We start from the raw sequence: 14,472 nt of genomic DNA on the forward strand, positions 1-14,472 counted from the left end.
CCCTTTGGTGGCCGCGCGGCTTCGGCGGCGGGATTGACACCGCCTTGATGTAACAATAATGGTTACATCAAGGAGATCAAGATGAGCGCCAATTCCCGCCTCACCGTGGCCGTCCACATCCTTTCGTGGATGACGCTCGTGGCGCGCACGCGCGCCGATCCGGTCACGTCCGAGCGGATCGCGCTGAGCGTCAACACCAATCCTGTCGTCATCCGGCGCACGCTTGGGCTTATGCAGAAGGCCGGGCTGGTGCGAAGCCATCGCGGCGTGAACGCCGGCTGGACGCTTGCCAGAAGCGCCGGGGCCATCACGCTGCGGGAGGTGTTTGCCGCGCTCGGAGAGGGCGGGCCGTTTGCCCTGCATCCTTCGCCACCCAACCCGTCCTGCCCGGTCGGGCGCGGCATTCAGCCCGTGCTCGGCCGCGTCTACGGCGCGCTGGACGATCTGATCGAGCGACAGCTGTCACAAACGACCATCGAGCAGCTGCTCGATGAAACGCTTTCGGTAACACCTGAACCGAACCGGCCTTAGGCCTGGCGAACCGGCACTGCGGCAGGGTGAGTTTCACATCAATTGATGTAACAAAAATAGTTACAATTAAAGGGAAGGCTCTGGAATGGATATCCGTCTGCTCGTGCTCGCTTTAGGCACGTTTTCGATCGGCACGGACAGTTTCGTCGTGGCGGGCATCCTGCCCGATGTCGCCCGTTCCTTCGACATTGAAGTGGCGGCGGCGGGGCAGTTGATCACCGTCTACGCGCTCGCCTATGCGCTGATGACGCCGGTCATGGCCACCGTGACGGCGCACTGGCAACGGCGAACCGTGCTCGTGGCGGGCCTCGCCGTCTTTATCGTCGGCAATGTGCTCACGGCGTTGCTGCCGACATACGATTTGATCCTGGCGAGCCGTGCCCTGGCGGGCCTTGGCGGCGCGATCTTCACGCCCGCCGCCAGCGCCACGGCGGCGGCTCTCGTTTCGCCCGAGCGGCGCGGCCGGGCGCTGGCGATCGTCATGGCGGGCCTGAGCGGTGCGACCGCGCTCGGCGCGCCCATCGGCACCCTTGTCGGCAGCCTTGGCGACTGGCGGCTGACGATGTGGTTCGTCGCGCTGTTGGGCCTATTGGCGATGATCGGGGTCCGCACGCTGCTTCCGCAGATGACGCCTCCTCCGGCGTTGCGGTTGCGCGAGCGGCTGGCGCCCGTCGCGGATCCTCGCGTGGCGATGACGCTTCTGACCACGCTTTTCGTGCTTTCGGGTCTGTATACGGTCTACACCTACATCAGCATCGCCTTCGAGCGCGCCACCGATGGCGACGGTTCCCGCCTGGCCGCGCTGATCTCGATATGGGGTGTTGCCGCCATTGTCGGCAATCTGGCGGCCGGCTCCCTCACCGACAGGTTCGGAAGCCGGCGCATCATCAACATTTCGCTGGTGGTCGCTGTCCTGGATTTCGCTTTCATGCCGATGGTCAATGGAACGTTCGCCGGTGCGAGCGTCGTCCTGGTCATCTGGGGTCTTGCGGGCTGGGGGATTCTCGTGCCGCAACAGCATCGCCTGATCGGGATCGCGCCGGCGAAGGGGCCGCTGGTCATCGCCTTGAATGCTGCGGCGATCTATATCGGCGTCTCGCTCTCCGGCGCGCTCGGTGCGGTCGTCCTGCACATGCTGGCTCCGGGCTTCCTCGGGCCGGTCGGAGCCGTCCTCATCCTGGCCGGCCTGGTGACGGCCGAATTGGCCAACCGCCTGATCGCTGGGCGGACCCCAACACCCGTTGCCTCGGGCGCGGCCCCCGAAAGCTCATGGCGCACCTGATCGCGCAACCGGAACTCAGCGAAGGATTCAACAATGCCAGTAGAAGCACTCTATCTTGAGGATTTCAAAGTCGGCCAGACATTCCGGGCCGGTGCGTTACGCATGGACGCCGAGGCGATCACCCGCTTCGCCGCGGAGTTCGATCCTCAACCCTTCCATCTCGATCCGGCCGCCGCCGAAGCCTCGTTCTTCGGCGGCCTTGTGGCGAGCGGCTGGCATACTGCAGCGGCGACGATGCGTCTGCTGGTGGGCGGCGGACTCCCGGTCGCCGGCGGTGTCATCGGCGCCGGTGGAGATGAAATCCGCTGGCCGCGCCCCGTCCGCCCCGACGACACGTTGAGCGTCGAGACGGAAATCCTGGAGGTAAGGCCGTCCCGCTCCAACCCCAAGGTTGGCCTGCTCAAGGTCCGCATGCGAACCCTCAACCAGAACGACGAGGAGGTGCAGGTCGCGGTGGCCAACATCCTCGCGCCGACACGAAATGCCGGCGGCTGATGTCCCTTCGATCGAAGGGGCGGCGCTTCTATCGGCGATCGATGTCGATGGTGTCACCCTTGATCAAAAGGGAACGCGAAACCGGGCGTTCTTGCTTGTAGACCTGATGCGGATGTTCTGCATTCGATGAAGAACTGGTAGCGGAAGCTGGGAACCCAGTGTTCTCTGGCGTCATGGAATCAACGGGGCCTCTCGAATGTACGAGCTTTACATCGCCAACAAGAATTACTCGTCGTGGTCGCTGCGGCCATGGATCCTGATGAAGATGCTGGCTATCCCTTTCGTTGAAAAGCTCACTCCATTCGGTGACAGCTTGTCGGCGCTCAGCGATCTGTCGCCGACTGGCAAGGTTCCTTGCCTGGTTTCCGGCAAGACGGTCGTTTGGGATTCATTTTCCATCGTCGAGTTTCTTGCAGAGCGCCATGAAGGCGTCTGGGCGGCCGACCCGGAATTGCGCGCCTGGTCGCGCTCGGTCTCAGCGGAAATGCATTCCGGCTTCATGGCGTTGCGTGATCTGTTTACGATGAACCTTGGGCTTCGCATCCGGCCGAACCCGTACAGCGCCGCATTGAAGCGGGACATCGACCGTATCGAATCCATCTGGACACAGGGCCTGGCGAGATCCGGAGGGCCGTTCCTCGCCGGTTCGCGGTTCACGGCGGTGGACGCATTCTTCTGTCCTGTCGCTTTTCGTTTCATGACCTATTCGCCGACTGTCGGCCCGGAAGCGCGCTCGTATGCCGAGCGTCTCCGTTCTCTCGACTGCATGGAGCAATGGTATCAGGCTGCGTTGCAGGAAACATGGCGCGACGAGGAGCATGAAGCCGAGGCTCGCGCGGCCGGCAAATGGCTTGAGGACCTGCGTGCGGAAGAGGTTGCGTTGTAGTCCCCGGCCCGCGCTTGGGCCTGTCCAGAAGGTTGGGCCTTGTATCGTGGCAGCTCCAGCCGGACGCGAACAACACACATCATCGGCTTTTTGAGCTGATGTAGGCCTTCGAACGGACTTCAGGCTTACTCCCGAGAAGGCCGGCCAGTCGCTCGCGTCAACAGGTGGAAGCCTACGAAACTCGCGACAACGGCGATGAGATTGTAGATCGTCGCCATCGAGAGCGCATGGCCGAAGGCGGCGGCGCGCGCGCCTGGTGCAAGGTCGGCCGTCTGCGGCGCGAAGGAAAAGAACAGAACCCCGACGATCGCAACGCCGAACGAGGTTCCCATGACCTGCAGGGTGCTGACGATTCCCGACCCCATTCCTGCCTGATCGTTGCGCACGCCGCCAAGGACGGTGTTGAGCGCCAAAGGAATGACGAGGCCTTGTCCTGCGCCGTTGAGCATCAGGGCGATGATCAGCAGAGACAGATTGGCAGGCGCAAGCGCTCCCGTGGCGATGGCGACAAGGAGACTGAGGCCGAAAATGGCCACGCCGGTCAAAAGCGCACGATGGCCAATGGCAGCCGCCAGCTTTGGGCTGATGAGAGCTGCTGCGAAGAAGGTAACGGCGGAGGGCGTGAACACAGCGCCTGCCCAGAGAGGCGAAAGGCCGAGACCGGGCTGCAACAGCATCGTCAGGGACAGGAAGAACGAACTGATCGCCGAATAGAAGAGAAAGATGCCAGCGACGCCGTAAACGAAGCGGATGTTCCTGAACAGGCTCACATCGATAATCGGAATCCCACCGCCGGCCGACAGACGGCGCTCATAATAGGCAAAGTAAACGAACACCGGAATGGAAAGAGCTGGAAGCGCAAGCGACCACCATGGCCAACCATAATCCTGCCCCTCCATGAAGGGAAGGAGGAGGAGCGCAAGACCGATGGCGGCGATGACTGCGCCCCGAAGATCGAGTCTGGCCGCACCCGGTGCCCGCGTCTCGACGATCAGAAAGCGCCCAGCGATGAGCGCGACGATGCCGATCGGCACATTGATCAGGAAGACGAGACGCCAGCCGAGATCGGCCACGCCATAATCGATCAGCACGCCGCCGGCGAGTTGCGAGATACAGGCAGCAACGCCCTGAACCGCTCCCATGATGCCGAATGCCCGGCGTCTTTGCTCGCCGTCGAACAGGATGCGCAGTGAGGTGAAGACTTGGGGCATCAGGAGAGCTGCCCCAACTCCCTGCAGGGCGCGCGCACCGATCAGCATCGCAGGAGACTGGGCAAAGCCGCACAGGGCCGAGGCAATTGTAAAGACCGCCATGCCGATGAGAAACAGCCGGCGGCGGCCATAGAGATCGCCCAGGCGTGCGCCGTTCAGCAGCATGACGCCGTAGGGAACGCTGTAGCCGACGATGAAGAGCTGAACCTCGGCGGCCGTCGCATGGAGGCTGCCGCGCATGTTGTCGAGAGCGACGTTGACGATGAACAGGTCGAGAACCGTCACGAAATTGCCGACCAGCAGGACTGAAAGCGATAGCCATCGGTTTCCATGACAGGATCGGGTTTCGCCGGTTTCGGAAACGAGGTCGATGTGTTGCGGGCGCGAAGCCGCCGCATCCGTTCTCGAGATTGACATTTCGTAGCTCTCTGTTAATATATATACGATCGTATGTATATTATTATTGGAGATGTCAATTGGCGATTTCCGAGAAAGAGAAGATGATAGGCGTGGACCGCCGGCGCCTGCGCGGTGAGAGGGCGCGCGCATCGATTCTCGAACATGCGATTGCGATTGCCTCGACCGACGGTCTTGAAGGCCTTTCGATCGGGCGGGTTGCGGCCGATGCCGGCGTGGCCAAAGGGAACATTCAAGTGTTGTTCGGCGACAAGGAGAGCTTGCAGCTCGCTACCCTTGAGAACGCTGTCGAGCTTTATCAGCGCGTGGTGCTCGATCCGGCGATGGCGCTGGCAACGCCTGCCGTCAGGCTCGAGGCGGTTATCACTGCCTGGTTTGACTTTGTCGAGAAGCGGGTTCTGCCCGGAGGGTGTTTCCTCAATGCGATCAGCAGTGAGTATCGGGCGCGTCCCGGCCGCATTCGCGATCGCATCAACGAGCATCGGGCGGCAATCCGCGATCGCTTCGCAACTCTTTTACGGTTGGGACAGGAAGCCGGAGAATTCCGGAAAGAGCTGGACATAGACCAACTGGTATTCGAGCTGGTGGCCTTCCAGGCGGCCGCCAACGTCGCGGCGCTTATGGGCGACACGGACGAGTTTACGCTTGCTCGATCGGCTTCGCTGAACCGCATTCGCGGCGCGCGGGGCTGCACCCGTTAGGACGCCGATATGGCACGATGAGCGCCGTCCGGGCAGAGGAACGGGCAATGAAGCCGGATCACGCAATCAGCCGCGCGATGGGCATGGATGACGACAAATGGCTTCGTCATGCGAATCCATGGAGCGTGTGGACACGGCTTGCTTCGGTTCCTGCCTTTGCCATGGCGATCTATTCGCGGATTTCGCTTGGTTGGTGGTGCCTGCTTCCCGTTGCCGTGATCGTGGTCTTTCTCTGGCTCAACACCCGCGTCTTTGCACCGGCTCAGACCGATCAGCGATGGGAAACCAGGGCGATACTCGGTGAAAAGCTATGGCTTAATCGCCGGTCTGTTCCCATTCCCGATCATCATCGGCTCGCGACAAGATGGATCGTAGCGGGAAGTTCGCTCTCGGCCGTCCCGATGGCGATAGGTTTGTTTTGGCTTGATCCATGGGCGACTGCATTCGGTGCCGCGGGCGTTTTCTTCGGCCAGACCTGGTTTCTTGACCGTCTGGCCTGGCTCTATTCTGAACAGGCCGACAATCAGGGATAACTGGCATGTTTGGCCCGACATCCGCTCATGCGAGATGTCGGGCCAATCGGACCGAAGCTTACGCAGCCTTGGCCTTCGACGGCAGCGCGAAGGCTGCGAGCAGGCTGACGACAATGCCCGCGGCGGCCAGCCAGAAGGCGAGCTGTATGCCTTCCGCCATGGCAGCGGTCAGCGCTTCTCCCTCCAGGCCGCCGAGGTGGCGGTTGGCGAGGGCGATGAGCACGGCGAGGCCGATGGAATTGCCGACGCTGAGCGTGGTGGAAGCCATGCCGGACGCCACGCCCTGTTCGTCGTGGCGCACGCCCGTTGCGGCTGCGATCCACATGCCCGTCCAGACGATGCCCTGGCCGATGCCCGACACGATCAAGCCGGGAACGATGGCAAGGTAGCCGTTGCCGATCTCGACGCCGGGCACCATCAGCGCCGTACCGGCCGCGCCCACCGCCATGCCGCTCACCAGCGTCGCCCGCATCGAAAGACGCCGTACCAGCCGCTCACCGAACTGGGTGCCGATGACGATGGCGACGGACGGAACGAGGAAGGCGAAACCCGTTTGCAAAGCCGTTAGTCGCTGCACGGTCTGGAACAGCACGGTCAGGAAGTAGGGCAGGGCGCCAAAGGTGCCCATGAACAGGAAGGTGATGATCATGCTGGCGACGAGATTGCGGTTGGTGAACAGCCGCAGGGGCATCAGCGGATCGGCGCTGCGCGCTTCGATCAGCGCGAAAGCGATCAGGGACACGGCGGAGAGGATGAGTGCTGTGACAACGCTGGCGGCCCGCCAGCCGATCTCAGGTCCTTCCACCAGAGCAAAGACCAGTGCCGTCGCGCCAACGGTGACGCTCAAGGCGCCCGGCAGGTCGAAGCTACGGCGCTCGTAACGGACGGGATCGCGCGGGATCACGAGGAAGGCGGCGGCGATCGCGATGCCGGCCAGCGCCACGTTGACGTAGAAGACGGCTGGCCAGCCCCACGTCGCGGTGAGAAAGCCGCCGGCCAGCGCGCCGACACTGAGCCCGCTTGCGCCGGCACCGCCCCATACGGCCAGCGCCTGGTTGCGCTCCCGCCCTTCGGCGAACAGGCGGTTGATGAGCGAGAGTGTGGCCGGGAACAGAAAGGCCGCGCCTATGCCCTGCACGGCGCGCGCCGCGACGATGATTTCCGGCGACCAGGCGAGCCCGCCGGCGAGCGAGGACAGCGCATAAAGCCAAAGCGCGAAGATGAACACGCGCCGCTGGCCGATCAGGTCCGCCGCGCGCCCGCCGAACAGCAGGAAGCCGCCGCACAGGACCATATAGGCGCTGACCACCCATTGCAGGGTCTGGCCGGAAAATCCGAGACCGGCGCCGATTTCCGGCAGCGCGACGAAAACGATGTTGATGTCGAGCGAATAGATGAGTTGGGCGAAGGCAAGCAGTGCAAGCGCCGCGCCCCTTCGCCGGCTGATGCCCAATGCCGGCATCGCGTCAGCCTGTACGGTCATGTCGATCTCCATTTTGACGATTCTTTGTTGGTTGACAAAGAATGCAGGCTTGCACCGGACCGTCAAGTGAATTATTTGTCGTTCGATCAAGAAAGGAGTGGAGCGATGGCCGGCCGCCCGCGCGAGTTCGATAGGGAGATGGCGTTGGCGAAGGCGCGCGACGCCTTCTGGGCGCGCGGCTACGAGGGCGTGTCGATGGCCGACCTCGTGGATACGCTGGGGATCGCCTCGGCGCGCATCTACGCCGCCTTCGGGTCGAAGGAAGCGCTGTTTCGGGAAGCCGTCGAACTCTATGCGACCGAGGAGGGCGGCTTTGCCGAGCGAGCGGTGGCGCAAGAGCCGACGGCCACGCGCGCCATCGAGCGCAGTCTTCGGGAAGCGATCGAGAACTGCACGCGAAAGGATCGACCGGCAGGGTGCATGGTGGTGTCGGCCGCCACCAACTGCGCGGTCGAGAACGACGGCGTGCGGGACTTCCTCGCCGAGTATCGTGCCCGGCGCACGGCGTTACTGCGCGAGCGTTTGAAACGCGCCGTCGCCGAAGGCGAATTGCGCCCGGATACCGACGCCGCGGCGCTTGCCGATCATTACGCGGCGATCCTCATCGGTCTGGCGGTACAGGCCCGGGATGGCATGCCGCGAAAACGGCTGCTGGCGACGATCCCGGCCGCGATGCTGGCGCTTCGTGCCGCCGCCGCGTGATTCCTCTCGCCGCCGCACAGGGTGGAACGGACGTACTCAGGGCTGCAGGACGATCTTGCCGATGCTGGCGCGGTTTTCGCTCAGCCGGTGGGCATCGGCTGCCTGTTCGAGCGCGAAGCGTGCGCCGATGACGGGAGCCAGTTTCCCGCTCGCAGCCAGCCGGAACAGTTCGGTCAGGTCCTGCCGCAGGTTGCCCGCCTGAAGAAGCGGGATGAGGGCAAAACCTTTGACCGTCTGCCCGCGCGCGAGCAGCCCGTTCATGGTCACGGTGTCGACAGCAAAGCGGCCGAGCGCGCCGAACAGCAGGGTTCCCATAGGTGCCAGCAGCGGCGCGACGGCTGTGCCCAGTTCTCCTCCGACGAAATCGTATGCGGTGGAAAAACCGTCCCCGCCGCCCGCGGCCGCACACTGGGCAAGCCAGTCATCGTCGCGGTGGTTTACGGCGACATCGGCGCCCAAGGACAGCGCCATGTCGAGCTTTTCCCGCGAGCCGGCGAGCGCCACGATCCGGCTGGCGCCCGCCTGTCTTGCGAGTTGGATCAGCAGCGTCCCCACGCCGCCGCCGGCTGCCGTCACCAGAACCGGCTGGCCTTCCGGAGCAGTCTGTCGCACGGCATGGAGTGCTGTGAGGCCCTGCACCTGCAAGGCGACGGCGGCGTCGAAGAGCACGCCATCCGGCAACGGCACGCAGGCCGACTCGCTGGCCACGACATGGTCGGCATAGCCGCCGTCCCTGCCATGGGCGAACAGCGGCACGGCGACCCGGCTGCCGACAGGCAACGTGGCTTCCGCCCCGGCCGCTTCGACCACACCGGCGACCTCGACGCCGAAGCGAGCCGGCAGCGGCGGTGTCACTGCATAGCGGTCGCGCCGCATCAGCACCTCGAAGAAGTTCACGCCCGAGGCATGGACGCGCACCAGCACATCGTTCTCTGCGCTGATTTCGGGACGTGCGATCTCGCGGATCTTCAGCACGTCCGGCTCGCCGAATTCGTCGATCTGGATGATTTTCATGGCATCGGCCCCTTTTCAGTTGAAGGGGTTTTCTAACGGTACGGCTGTCGGCTACTCTACGGAGAAGTTTCTCCTATACGGAGCAAAAGGTAAGTATGACCAAGCCGATCAAGAGCCTGCCGGTGCTGCCGATCGAGCGCGCCATCCGCACGATTTCGGGCCGGTGGAAGGCGGTGATCCTGTATCACCTGTTCGACGGGTCGAAGCGCCTGTCGGAGCTGACGCGGCTGATTCCGTCGATCAGCCAGAAGGTGCTAGTCCAGCAGCTTCGCGAACTTGAGGCGCATGGGCTGGTCGGGCGTGAGGTGTTTAGGCAGGTGCCACCCCGCGTCGATTATTCGGCGACCGCGCTCGGACTCAGCCTGGAACCGGTGATGCTGGCCCTGTGCGACTGGGGCCAACGGCACGCCGAGGCGCTCGACGAGGCGGACCGCATGGCCGATTGCATCGTGCGCCCGGTGAACACCAAACCCCGCCCGGCGGCCTGACGGCGGGCTGACGACGGTTTGCGGGAAAGCGGCTCGGCCGTTCTCTCGGCCTAGTCAGGCAGGCGTTCCCGAGCGTCTTGCTCGTGCGCGGTGACTGGCGGCCTTTTCTCGATTGCCGCATGTTTCCATGCTGCACCAGCGGCGCTTGCCGTTCTTGCTGGTGTCGATGAACAGCATCACGCAACCGGGATGCTCGCATCGGCGCAGCCTGTCCGGCCGCCCCGATACCAGCGTATGTGCGAAGTCCGCTGCCACCTTGCCCAACAAGACGGTTGCCGTCCCGACCGCGAAGCGCGACGCCAGCTCCCAACCGGCGCCTTTCTCGACAAGGGTCGAGACGACAGGGCTGCGGGCGAGCTTTTCGTTGATGGCACTCACCGTGGTCTTGGGCGGCGCACGACCTGCCAGCAGGCTTTCCGCGCCCTCGCGCAGTACGGCGCGGAACCGCAGCGTCTCCTGCATCTCTGCCTGATCCGGCTCGAACGGATCATGCGGCCCGATTTCTCCAGTAGCGCGGGCCCAGCGCCCCAGCGCCTCGGGCCTGTCGATGAGATCGCCTCTGCCGCCGCCGGGAAGCGCCGGCTGGGTGTTGAGGAAATCCACCCACAAGGCGTTGCCGAGGAATGGAAAATCGAGAGCGGCCATAAGTAACCTTTAAAATCGCACTTGACGAGTTACCACAATCGGCAATAACCATCAAATTGTTATTTTAACGGTTATCATGATGGAGAAGGGTATGAACCACGGCCAGACGGCAGCCCGCGCTTTGTTGACGCCGGACACGGAAGCCACCGATTTCTTGGCGCAGGTGCGTTACCGCACGGCGACGGTTGACGGGGTCGAGATTTTCTACCGCGAGGCGGGCGCGGCGAATGCGCCGGTCATTCTGCTTCTGCACGGCTTTCCGACGTCCTCGCACATGTTCCGCGACCTCATCCCCCGTCTGGCGCCGCATTACCGCGTCATCGCGCCCGACTATCCGGGCTATGGGTTGAGCAGCGCGCCCCCGACGACGGATTTTGCCTATACGTTCGACAATCTTGCCGATGTCATTGACCGTTTCACGCAGGCTCTCGGGCTCGATAGCTACGCGCTCTACATGCAGGATTTCGGCGGGCCGGTGGGCTTTCGTCTGGCTGTACGGCATCCGGAACGCGTCCGTGCCCTCGTCGTGCAGAACGCCAACGCTTATGAAGTGGGGTTGTCGCCGGCCATGGACGCGGCTCGGCCCGCCTGGGAACGCCGAACGCCCGAGACGGAAGCGACGCTGCGCGGCTTCCTGACGCCCGAGACCACCCGCTTCCAGTACCTTCACGGCGCGCGCGACCCGAGCCTTGTCAGCCCCGACGCCTGGCTGCATGCGCAGGCGGGGCTGGATCGCCCTGGCAATGAGGCGATCCAGCTCGCCTATCTCCACGACTACGGGTCCAACCCCAGGCAATATCCGGCGTGGCAGGACTATCTGCGCCGATACCAGCCGCCGACGCTCGTCGTCTGGGGCCGCAACGATCCCTTCTTCACGGAGGCCGGCGCGCTGGCCTATCGAGGAGACGTGGCGGCCTGCGAACTGCACCTGTTCGAGACCGGTCATTTCGCGCTGGAGGAGGAAGCACCGACGATCGCGCGCCTGATCCTCGATTTCCTCGGACGGAAACTGCCGGTGCGGTAACCAGCCGTTCGCGCCGCGCCCTGCTTGAATGGTCGATCTCGAAATGGGCGGTCGATGATCCGGGTCAGGCGGAACGCGGCGTGACCTTGCCGAATTCGTCGATCAGGAAATCCAGGAAGGCACGGATTTTTGGCGCGACATGCTGCCGTGACGAATAGACGGCATAGAGCGTCGTTTCCACCGTGCTCCAGTCCTCCAGGGCGGACCGGAGCCGGCCATTCGTCAAATCGTCCTCGACGTAGGGAAGCGGCATCAGGCTCACCCCGAAGCCCGCTCGCAGGGCATCACGCACGGCAAGGCTCGACGAAACGGAATAGCGCGCGGCGACGGCAATCCGTTCCGTCCGCTCGCCCTTCGTGAACTCCCAGCTGTCGGCATGGCCCGAGAGGCTGAACCGGATGTGCTGGAGGCCCGTCAGATCGGAAGGCGTGCGCGGTGTCCCGTGTTTCTCGAAGTAGGAGGGAGCGGCGCACAGCACGTGCGGCATGGTCGCCAGCTTCCGTGCGATCAGGCTGGAATCCTCGAGATTGTCGCTGCCTCGTATGACGAGGTCGAAACCTTCCCGAACCATGTCGACCCGCCTGTCGTCGAGCTGCAGGTCAAGCTTCAAGTCTGGATAACGTAACAGGAACTCGGGAATGGCATCCGACAGTCGTGTCAATGTCACGGTCATCGGCGCGTTGACGCGCAAGGTGCCGCTCGGAGCGGTCTTGACGGGGCATAGAGCTTGATCGGCCTCGGCCAGCGCGTCCAGCCCGCGCGCGACGTGATCGAGATAGAGCCGGCCTTCCTCGGTCAACGCCATGCGTCGTGTTGTCCGGTTGATGAGCCGTGCGCCGACATGTGCCTCCAGCTCGGCGATGTTCTTGCTGACGGCGGCCGGCGAAAGCCCGAGCCTGCGACCGGCTTCGGCGAAGCTGTTCAGCCCGGCGACATGGCGAAAGACTGTCAAGGCTGTCAGCCGATCCATTTTATCATTCTCTGCTGGTAAAGGGTAAGTTGCAATTAACGCATATTATCGCCTGTAGGTGAATTCTCTACCTCGTTCCGAAAGCATTCAATCCGGAGCGACGGAATGACCAACCCCACCATCTCTCTCATCGAGCGGCGCGTATCCGCCAACCTGTTCGATGCCTCCCATACCTTGACGGATGCCGAGATCGAGGAGCTCGTGCGTCTGGCGACCCGCGCGCCGACCGCCTACAATCTTCAGAACTGGCGCTTCATCGCGGTCCGCGCCGCGCAAACGAAAGCGCGCTTGCGTGCGCTGGCATGGAACCAGCCCAAGGTCGAGCATGCAGCCGTCACCTTCATCGTTTGCGGCGTGCTGCCCGACGCGGAAACGCTGCCCGAAAGGCTGCAGCCATCGGTCGACGCCGGCTATATGCCGGCTGGCATGCCTTCGGCGTGGCGAACCGCTGCCGGCGGCCAGTATGCCGATCCACAGGCCGCGCGCGACGAGGCCGTGCGCTCGGCGACGCTGGGCGCCGCGACGCTGATCCTTGCCGCCGAAGCGCTCGGCCTCGCCTCAGGCCCGATGGTCGGTTTCGACGCGGAAGGCGTGGCGCGCGAATTCGGCCTCGCGCGGGACGAGGTGCCGGCCATGCTCGTCGCGGTTGGCCGTGCCGCGCCCGGCAACTGGCCCCAGAAACCCCGTCGTCCGCTTGCGGAGGTTCTGGAAATTTCATGAAAGCAACCCCGCCGGATCGGGTCCATGGCACACCGTCTTCGTCGCGGTGCCGAGACCGGCCTGCCTGGTCCCGGGATTCTTTCATCGGCGATGGAATAATTTGGCGGCGATGCGCGTCTCTTCTGGCTCAATAACCCTGGAGAGGACGAATGATCAGCAGACGCCAGATGCTCAAAACCGCAGGTTCGGTGGCGATCGGAGCGGCCGGTGGCATGACCTTGTCGGGATTTGCCGCCCGCGCCGCCGAGACCGTGGTGCTTCCCTTCGCCAATGGCGAAAGACCGCTGGTGACATATCCGGGCAAGCGACCGCTGATTGGCCAGACGGCGCGGCCGCCGCAGCTCGAAACGCCGTTCAGCGTCTTCAACGAAGGCATCATCACGCCCAACGACGCCTTCTTCGTGCGCTATCATCTGGCCGACGTTCCGCTCGACATCGATCCCGCCGCCTATCGCATCGAGGTCAAGGGCTCCGTCGACAACGCGCTGTCGCTTTCGCTCGACGAGTTGAAGGCGCTGCACGATCCCGTCGAGATCGTCGCCGTTCACCAATGTTCGGGCAACAGCCGCGGCTTCTTCGAGCCGCGCATGGGCGGTGGCCAGTCGGGCAATGGCGCCATGGGCAATGCGCGCTGGAAAGGCGTGCCGCTGAAGGCCGTGCTGGACAAGGCCGGCGTGAAGGCAGGCGCCGTGCAGGTGTCGTTCAACGGGCTGGACGGCCCGGCGCTGCCGGAGACGCCCGATTTCGTCAAGGCGCTCGACATCGACCGCGCCCGCGACGGCGAAGTCATGATCGCCTACGGCATGAACGGCGAGGATCTGCCCTGGCTCAACGGCTTTCCGGTGCGGCTCGTCGTGCCCGGCTGGTACGGCACCTACTGGGTCAAGCATCTCAGCGAGATCACGGTGCTGGACAAGCCGCTCGACAATTTCTGGATGCAGAAAGCCTACCGCATTCCGGACAACGATTGCACCTGCACCGAGGCCGGCAAGCCGGCGGACAAGACTGTTCCCATCAACAGGTTCAAGGTGCGCTCCTTCATCACCAGCGTGGCGGGCGGCGACAAGGTCGGTGCGGATGCGCCGCTCAAGCTGCGCGGCATCGCCTTCGACGGCGGCTCCGGCATCAAGGAGGTGTCGATATCGATCGACGGCGGCAAGACTTGGCAGCCGACCACCCTCGGAGAGGACCTCGGCAAATATTCGTTCCGCGAATGGACCGCCACCGTCAAGCTTCCCAGGGGCGAGCACGACCTGAAAGTGCGAGCCACCGCCAATGACGGTGCGATACAGCCCGAAACGCAGCCCTGGAACCCCTCGGGCTATATGCGCAACGTCATCGAGACCACCAAAGTCATCGCGGCCTGAGGA

Annotated in this window: 16 protein-coding genes; 11 read left to right on the top strand and 5 right to left on the bottom strand. The window is 63.8% G+C overall.

What is annotated here, in order from left to right:
• Window positions 1-81: 81 nt before the first annotated feature.
• The 4 genes from FGU64_RS18010 to FGU64_RS18025 all read left to right on the top strand — a co-directional run bounded on the left by FGU64_RS18010 (window position 82) and on the right by FGU64_RS18025 (window position 3,194).
• Window positions 82-531 carry an Rrf2 family transcriptional regulator gene (locus tag FGU64_RS18010; RefSeq protein ID WP_139954418.1) on the top strand — a complete coding sequence of 150 codons (450 nt, stop codon included), beginning with the start codon at window positions 82-84 and terminating at the stop codon, window positions 529-531.
• Between the two features lie 85 nt (window positions 532-616).
• Window positions 617-1,813 carry an MFS transporter gene (locus tag FGU64_RS18015; RefSeq protein ID WP_139954419.1) on the top strand — a complete coding sequence of 399 codons (1,197 nt, stop codon included), beginning with the start codon at window positions 617-619 and terminating at the stop codon, window positions 1,811-1,813.
• A 33-nt stretch (window positions 1,814-1,846) separates the two neighbouring features.
• Window positions 1,847-2,308, top strand: a complete 462-nt coding sequence (locus tag FGU64_RS18020) for a MaoC family dehydratase (RefSeq protein WP_139954420.1) — start codon at window positions 1,847-1,849, stop codon at window positions 2,306-2,308.
• Window positions 2,309-2,504: 196 nt separating this feature from the next.
• Window positions 2,505-3,194: a glutathione S-transferase family protein gene (locus tag FGU64_RS18025; protein ID WP_139954421.1), complete on the top strand. Its 690-nt coding sequence runs from the start codon at window positions 2,505-2,507 to the stop codon at window positions 3,192-3,194.
• Between the two features lie 125 nt (window positions 3,195-3,319).
• Here the strand turns inward: FGU64_RS18025 and FGU64_RS18030 are convergent, their stop codons facing one another.
• Window positions 3,320-4,822 carry an MFS transporter gene (locus FGU64_RS18030; protein ID WP_139954422.1) on the bottom strand — a complete coding sequence of 501 codons (1,503 nt, stop codon included), beginning with the start codon at window positions 4,820-4,822 and terminating at the stop codon, window positions 3,320-3,322.
• 59 nt (window positions 4,823-4,881) lie between these two features.
• On the opposite strand from FGU64_RS18030, the gene FGU64_RS18035 reads away from it, so the two are divergent.
• Window positions 4,882-5,523: a TetR/AcrR family transcriptional regulator gene (locus FGU64_RS18035; protein ID WP_210239035.1), complete on the top strand. Its 642-nt coding sequence runs from the start codon at window positions 4,882-4,884 to the stop codon at window positions 5,521-5,523.
• A gap of 47 nt (window positions 5,524-5,570) precedes the next feature.
• A complete protein-coding gene (locus tag FGU64_RS18040) occupies window positions 5,571-6,056 on the top strand; it encodes a DUF6653 family protein (RefSeq protein ID WP_139954423.1) in 486 nt (161 codons plus the stop codon).
• 58 nt (window positions 6,057-6,114) lie between these two features.
• On the opposite strand, the gene FGU64_RS18045 is transcribed toward FGU64_RS18040, so the two are convergent.
• Window positions 6,115-7,539, bottom strand: coding sequence for an MFS transporter (locus FGU64_RS18045; RefSeq protein WP_139954424.1), 1,425 nt, complete (start codon window positions 7,537-7,539; stop codon window positions 6,115-6,117).
• A gap of 105 nt (window positions 7,540-7,644) precedes the next feature.
• Here FGU64_RS18045 and FGU64_RS18050 point away from each other — a divergent pair, with 105 nt between their 5' ends.
• On the top strand, window positions 7,645-8,241 hold the full coding sequence (locus FGU64_RS18050; RefSeq protein WP_139954425.1) for a TetR/AcrR family transcriptional regulator: 597 nt from the start codon (window positions 7,645-7,647) through the stop codon (window positions 8,239-8,241).
• 36 nt (window positions 8,242-8,277) lie between these two features.
• Here the strand turns inward: FGU64_RS18050 and FGU64_RS18055 are convergent, their stop codons facing one another.
• Window positions 8,278-9,255, bottom strand: coding sequence for a zinc-binding dehydrogenase (locus tag FGU64_RS18055; RefSeq protein ID WP_139954426.1), 978 nt, complete (start codon window positions 9,253-9,255; stop codon window positions 8,278-8,280).
• Between the two features lie 95 nt (window positions 9,256-9,350).
• On the opposite strand from FGU64_RS18055, the gene FGU64_RS18060 reads away from it, so the two are divergent.
• Window positions 9,351-9,743 carry a helix-turn-helix domain-containing protein gene (locus tag FGU64_RS18060; protein ID WP_139954427.1) on the top strand — a complete coding sequence of 131 codons (393 nt, stop codon included), beginning with the start codon at window positions 9,351-9,353 and terminating at the stop codon, window positions 9,741-9,743.
• A gap of 54 nt (window positions 9,744-9,797) precedes the next feature.
• On the opposite strand, the gene FGU64_RS18065 is transcribed toward FGU64_RS18060, so the two are convergent.
• Entirely contained in the window at window positions 9,798-10,346 is a 549-nt protein-coding gene (locus tag FGU64_RS18065) for a CGNR zinc finger domain-containing protein (RefSeq protein ID WP_246671367.1), read from the bottom strand.
• A 133-nt stretch (window positions 10,347-10,479) separates the two neighbouring features.
• Between FGU64_RS18065 and FGU64_RS18070 the strand changes: the two genes are divergently transcribed.
• A complete protein-coding gene (locus tag FGU64_RS18070; RefSeq protein ID WP_139954429.1) occupies window positions 10,480-11,412 on the top strand; it encodes an alpha/beta hydrolase in 933 nt (310 codons plus the stop codon).
• A gap of 64 nt (window positions 11,413-11,476) precedes the next feature.
• Here FGU64_RS18070 and FGU64_RS18075 read toward each other — a convergent pair whose 3' ends face one another.
• Complete coding sequence (locus FGU64_RS18075) at window positions 11,477-12,382, bottom strand: LysR family transcriptional regulator (RefSeq protein WP_139954430.1); 906 nt, start codon at window positions 12,380-12,382, stop codon at window positions 11,477-11,479.
• 105 nt (window positions 12,383-12,487) lie between these two features.
• Between FGU64_RS18075 and FGU64_RS18080 the strand changes: the two genes are divergently transcribed.
• Entirely contained in the window at window positions 12,488-13,102 is a 615-nt protein-coding gene (locus FGU64_RS18080; RefSeq protein ID WP_139954431.1) for a nitroreductase family protein, read from the top strand.
• 149 nt (window positions 13,103-13,251) lie between these two features.
• Entirely contained in the window at window positions 13,252-14,469 is a 1,218-nt protein-coding gene (locus FGU64_RS18085; RefSeq protein ID WP_139954432.1) for a molybdopterin-dependent oxidoreductase, read from the top strand.
• Window positions 14,470-14,472 lie beyond the last annotated feature (3 nt).

Source organism: Mesorhizobium sp. 8, from assembly GCF_006351905.1.
Classification (GTDB): domain Bacteria; phylum Pseudomonadota; class Alphaproteobacteria; order Rhizobiales; family Rhizobiaceae; genus Mesorhizobium; species Mesorhizobium composti.

Excerpts from the sequence above, each read along its gene's own strand:
- FGU64_RS18010 (WP_139954418.1), top strand. The coding sequence starts at position 82 with ATGAGCGCCAATTCCCGCCTCACCGTGGCCGTCCACATCCTTTCGTGG.
- FGU64_RS18015 (WP_139954419.1), top strand. The coding sequence starts at position 617 with ATGGATATCCGTCTGCTCGTGCTCGCTTTAGGCACGTTTTCGATCGGC.
- FGU64_RS18020 (WP_139954420.1), top strand. The coding sequence starts at position 1,847 with ATGCCAGTAGAAGCACTCTATCTTGAGGATTTCAAAGTCGGCCAGACA.
- FGU64_RS18025 (WP_139954421.1), top strand. The coding sequence starts at position 2,505 with ATGTACGAGCTTTACATCGCCAACAAGAATTACTCGTCGTGGTCGCTG.
- FGU64_RS18030 (WP_139954422.1), bottom strand. The coding sequence starts at position 4,822 with ATGTCAATCTCGAGAACGGATGCGGCGGCTTCGCGCCCGCAACACATC.
- FGU64_RS18040 (WP_139954423.1), top strand. The coding sequence starts at position 5,571 with ATGAAGCCGGATCACGCAATCAGCCGCGCGATGGGCATGGATGACGAC.
- FGU64_RS18045 (WP_139954424.1), bottom strand. The coding sequence starts at position 7,539 with ATGACCGTACAGGCTGACGCGATGCCGGCATTGGGCATCAGCCGGCGA.
- FGU64_RS18050 (WP_139954425.1), top strand. The coding sequence starts at position 7,645 with ATGGCCGGCCGCCCGCGCGAGTTCGATAGGGAGATGGCGTTGGCGAAG.
- FGU64_RS18055 (WP_139954426.1), bottom strand. The coding sequence starts at position 9,255 with ATGAAAATCATCCAGATCGACGAATTCGGCGAGCCGGACGTGCTGAAG.
- FGU64_RS18060 (WP_139954427.1), top strand. The coding sequence starts at position 9,351 with ATGACCAAGCCGATCAAGAGCCTGCCGGTGCTGCCGATCGAGCGCGCC.
- FGU64_RS18070 (WP_139954429.1), top strand. The coding sequence starts at position 10,480 with ATGAACCACGGCCAGACGGCAGCCCGCGCTTTGTTGACGCCGGACACG.
- FGU64_RS18075 (WP_139954430.1), bottom strand. The coding sequence starts at position 12,382 with ATGGATCGGCTGACAGCCTTGACAGTCTTTCGCCATGTCGCCGGGCTG.
- FGU64_RS18080 (WP_139954431.1), top strand. The coding sequence starts at position 12,488 with ATGACCAACCCCACCATCTCTCTCATCGAGCGGCGCGTATCCGCCAAC.
- FGU64_RS18085 (WP_139954432.1), top strand. The coding sequence starts at position 13,252 with ATGATCAGCAGACGCCAGATGCTCAAAACCGCAGGTTCGGTGGCGATC.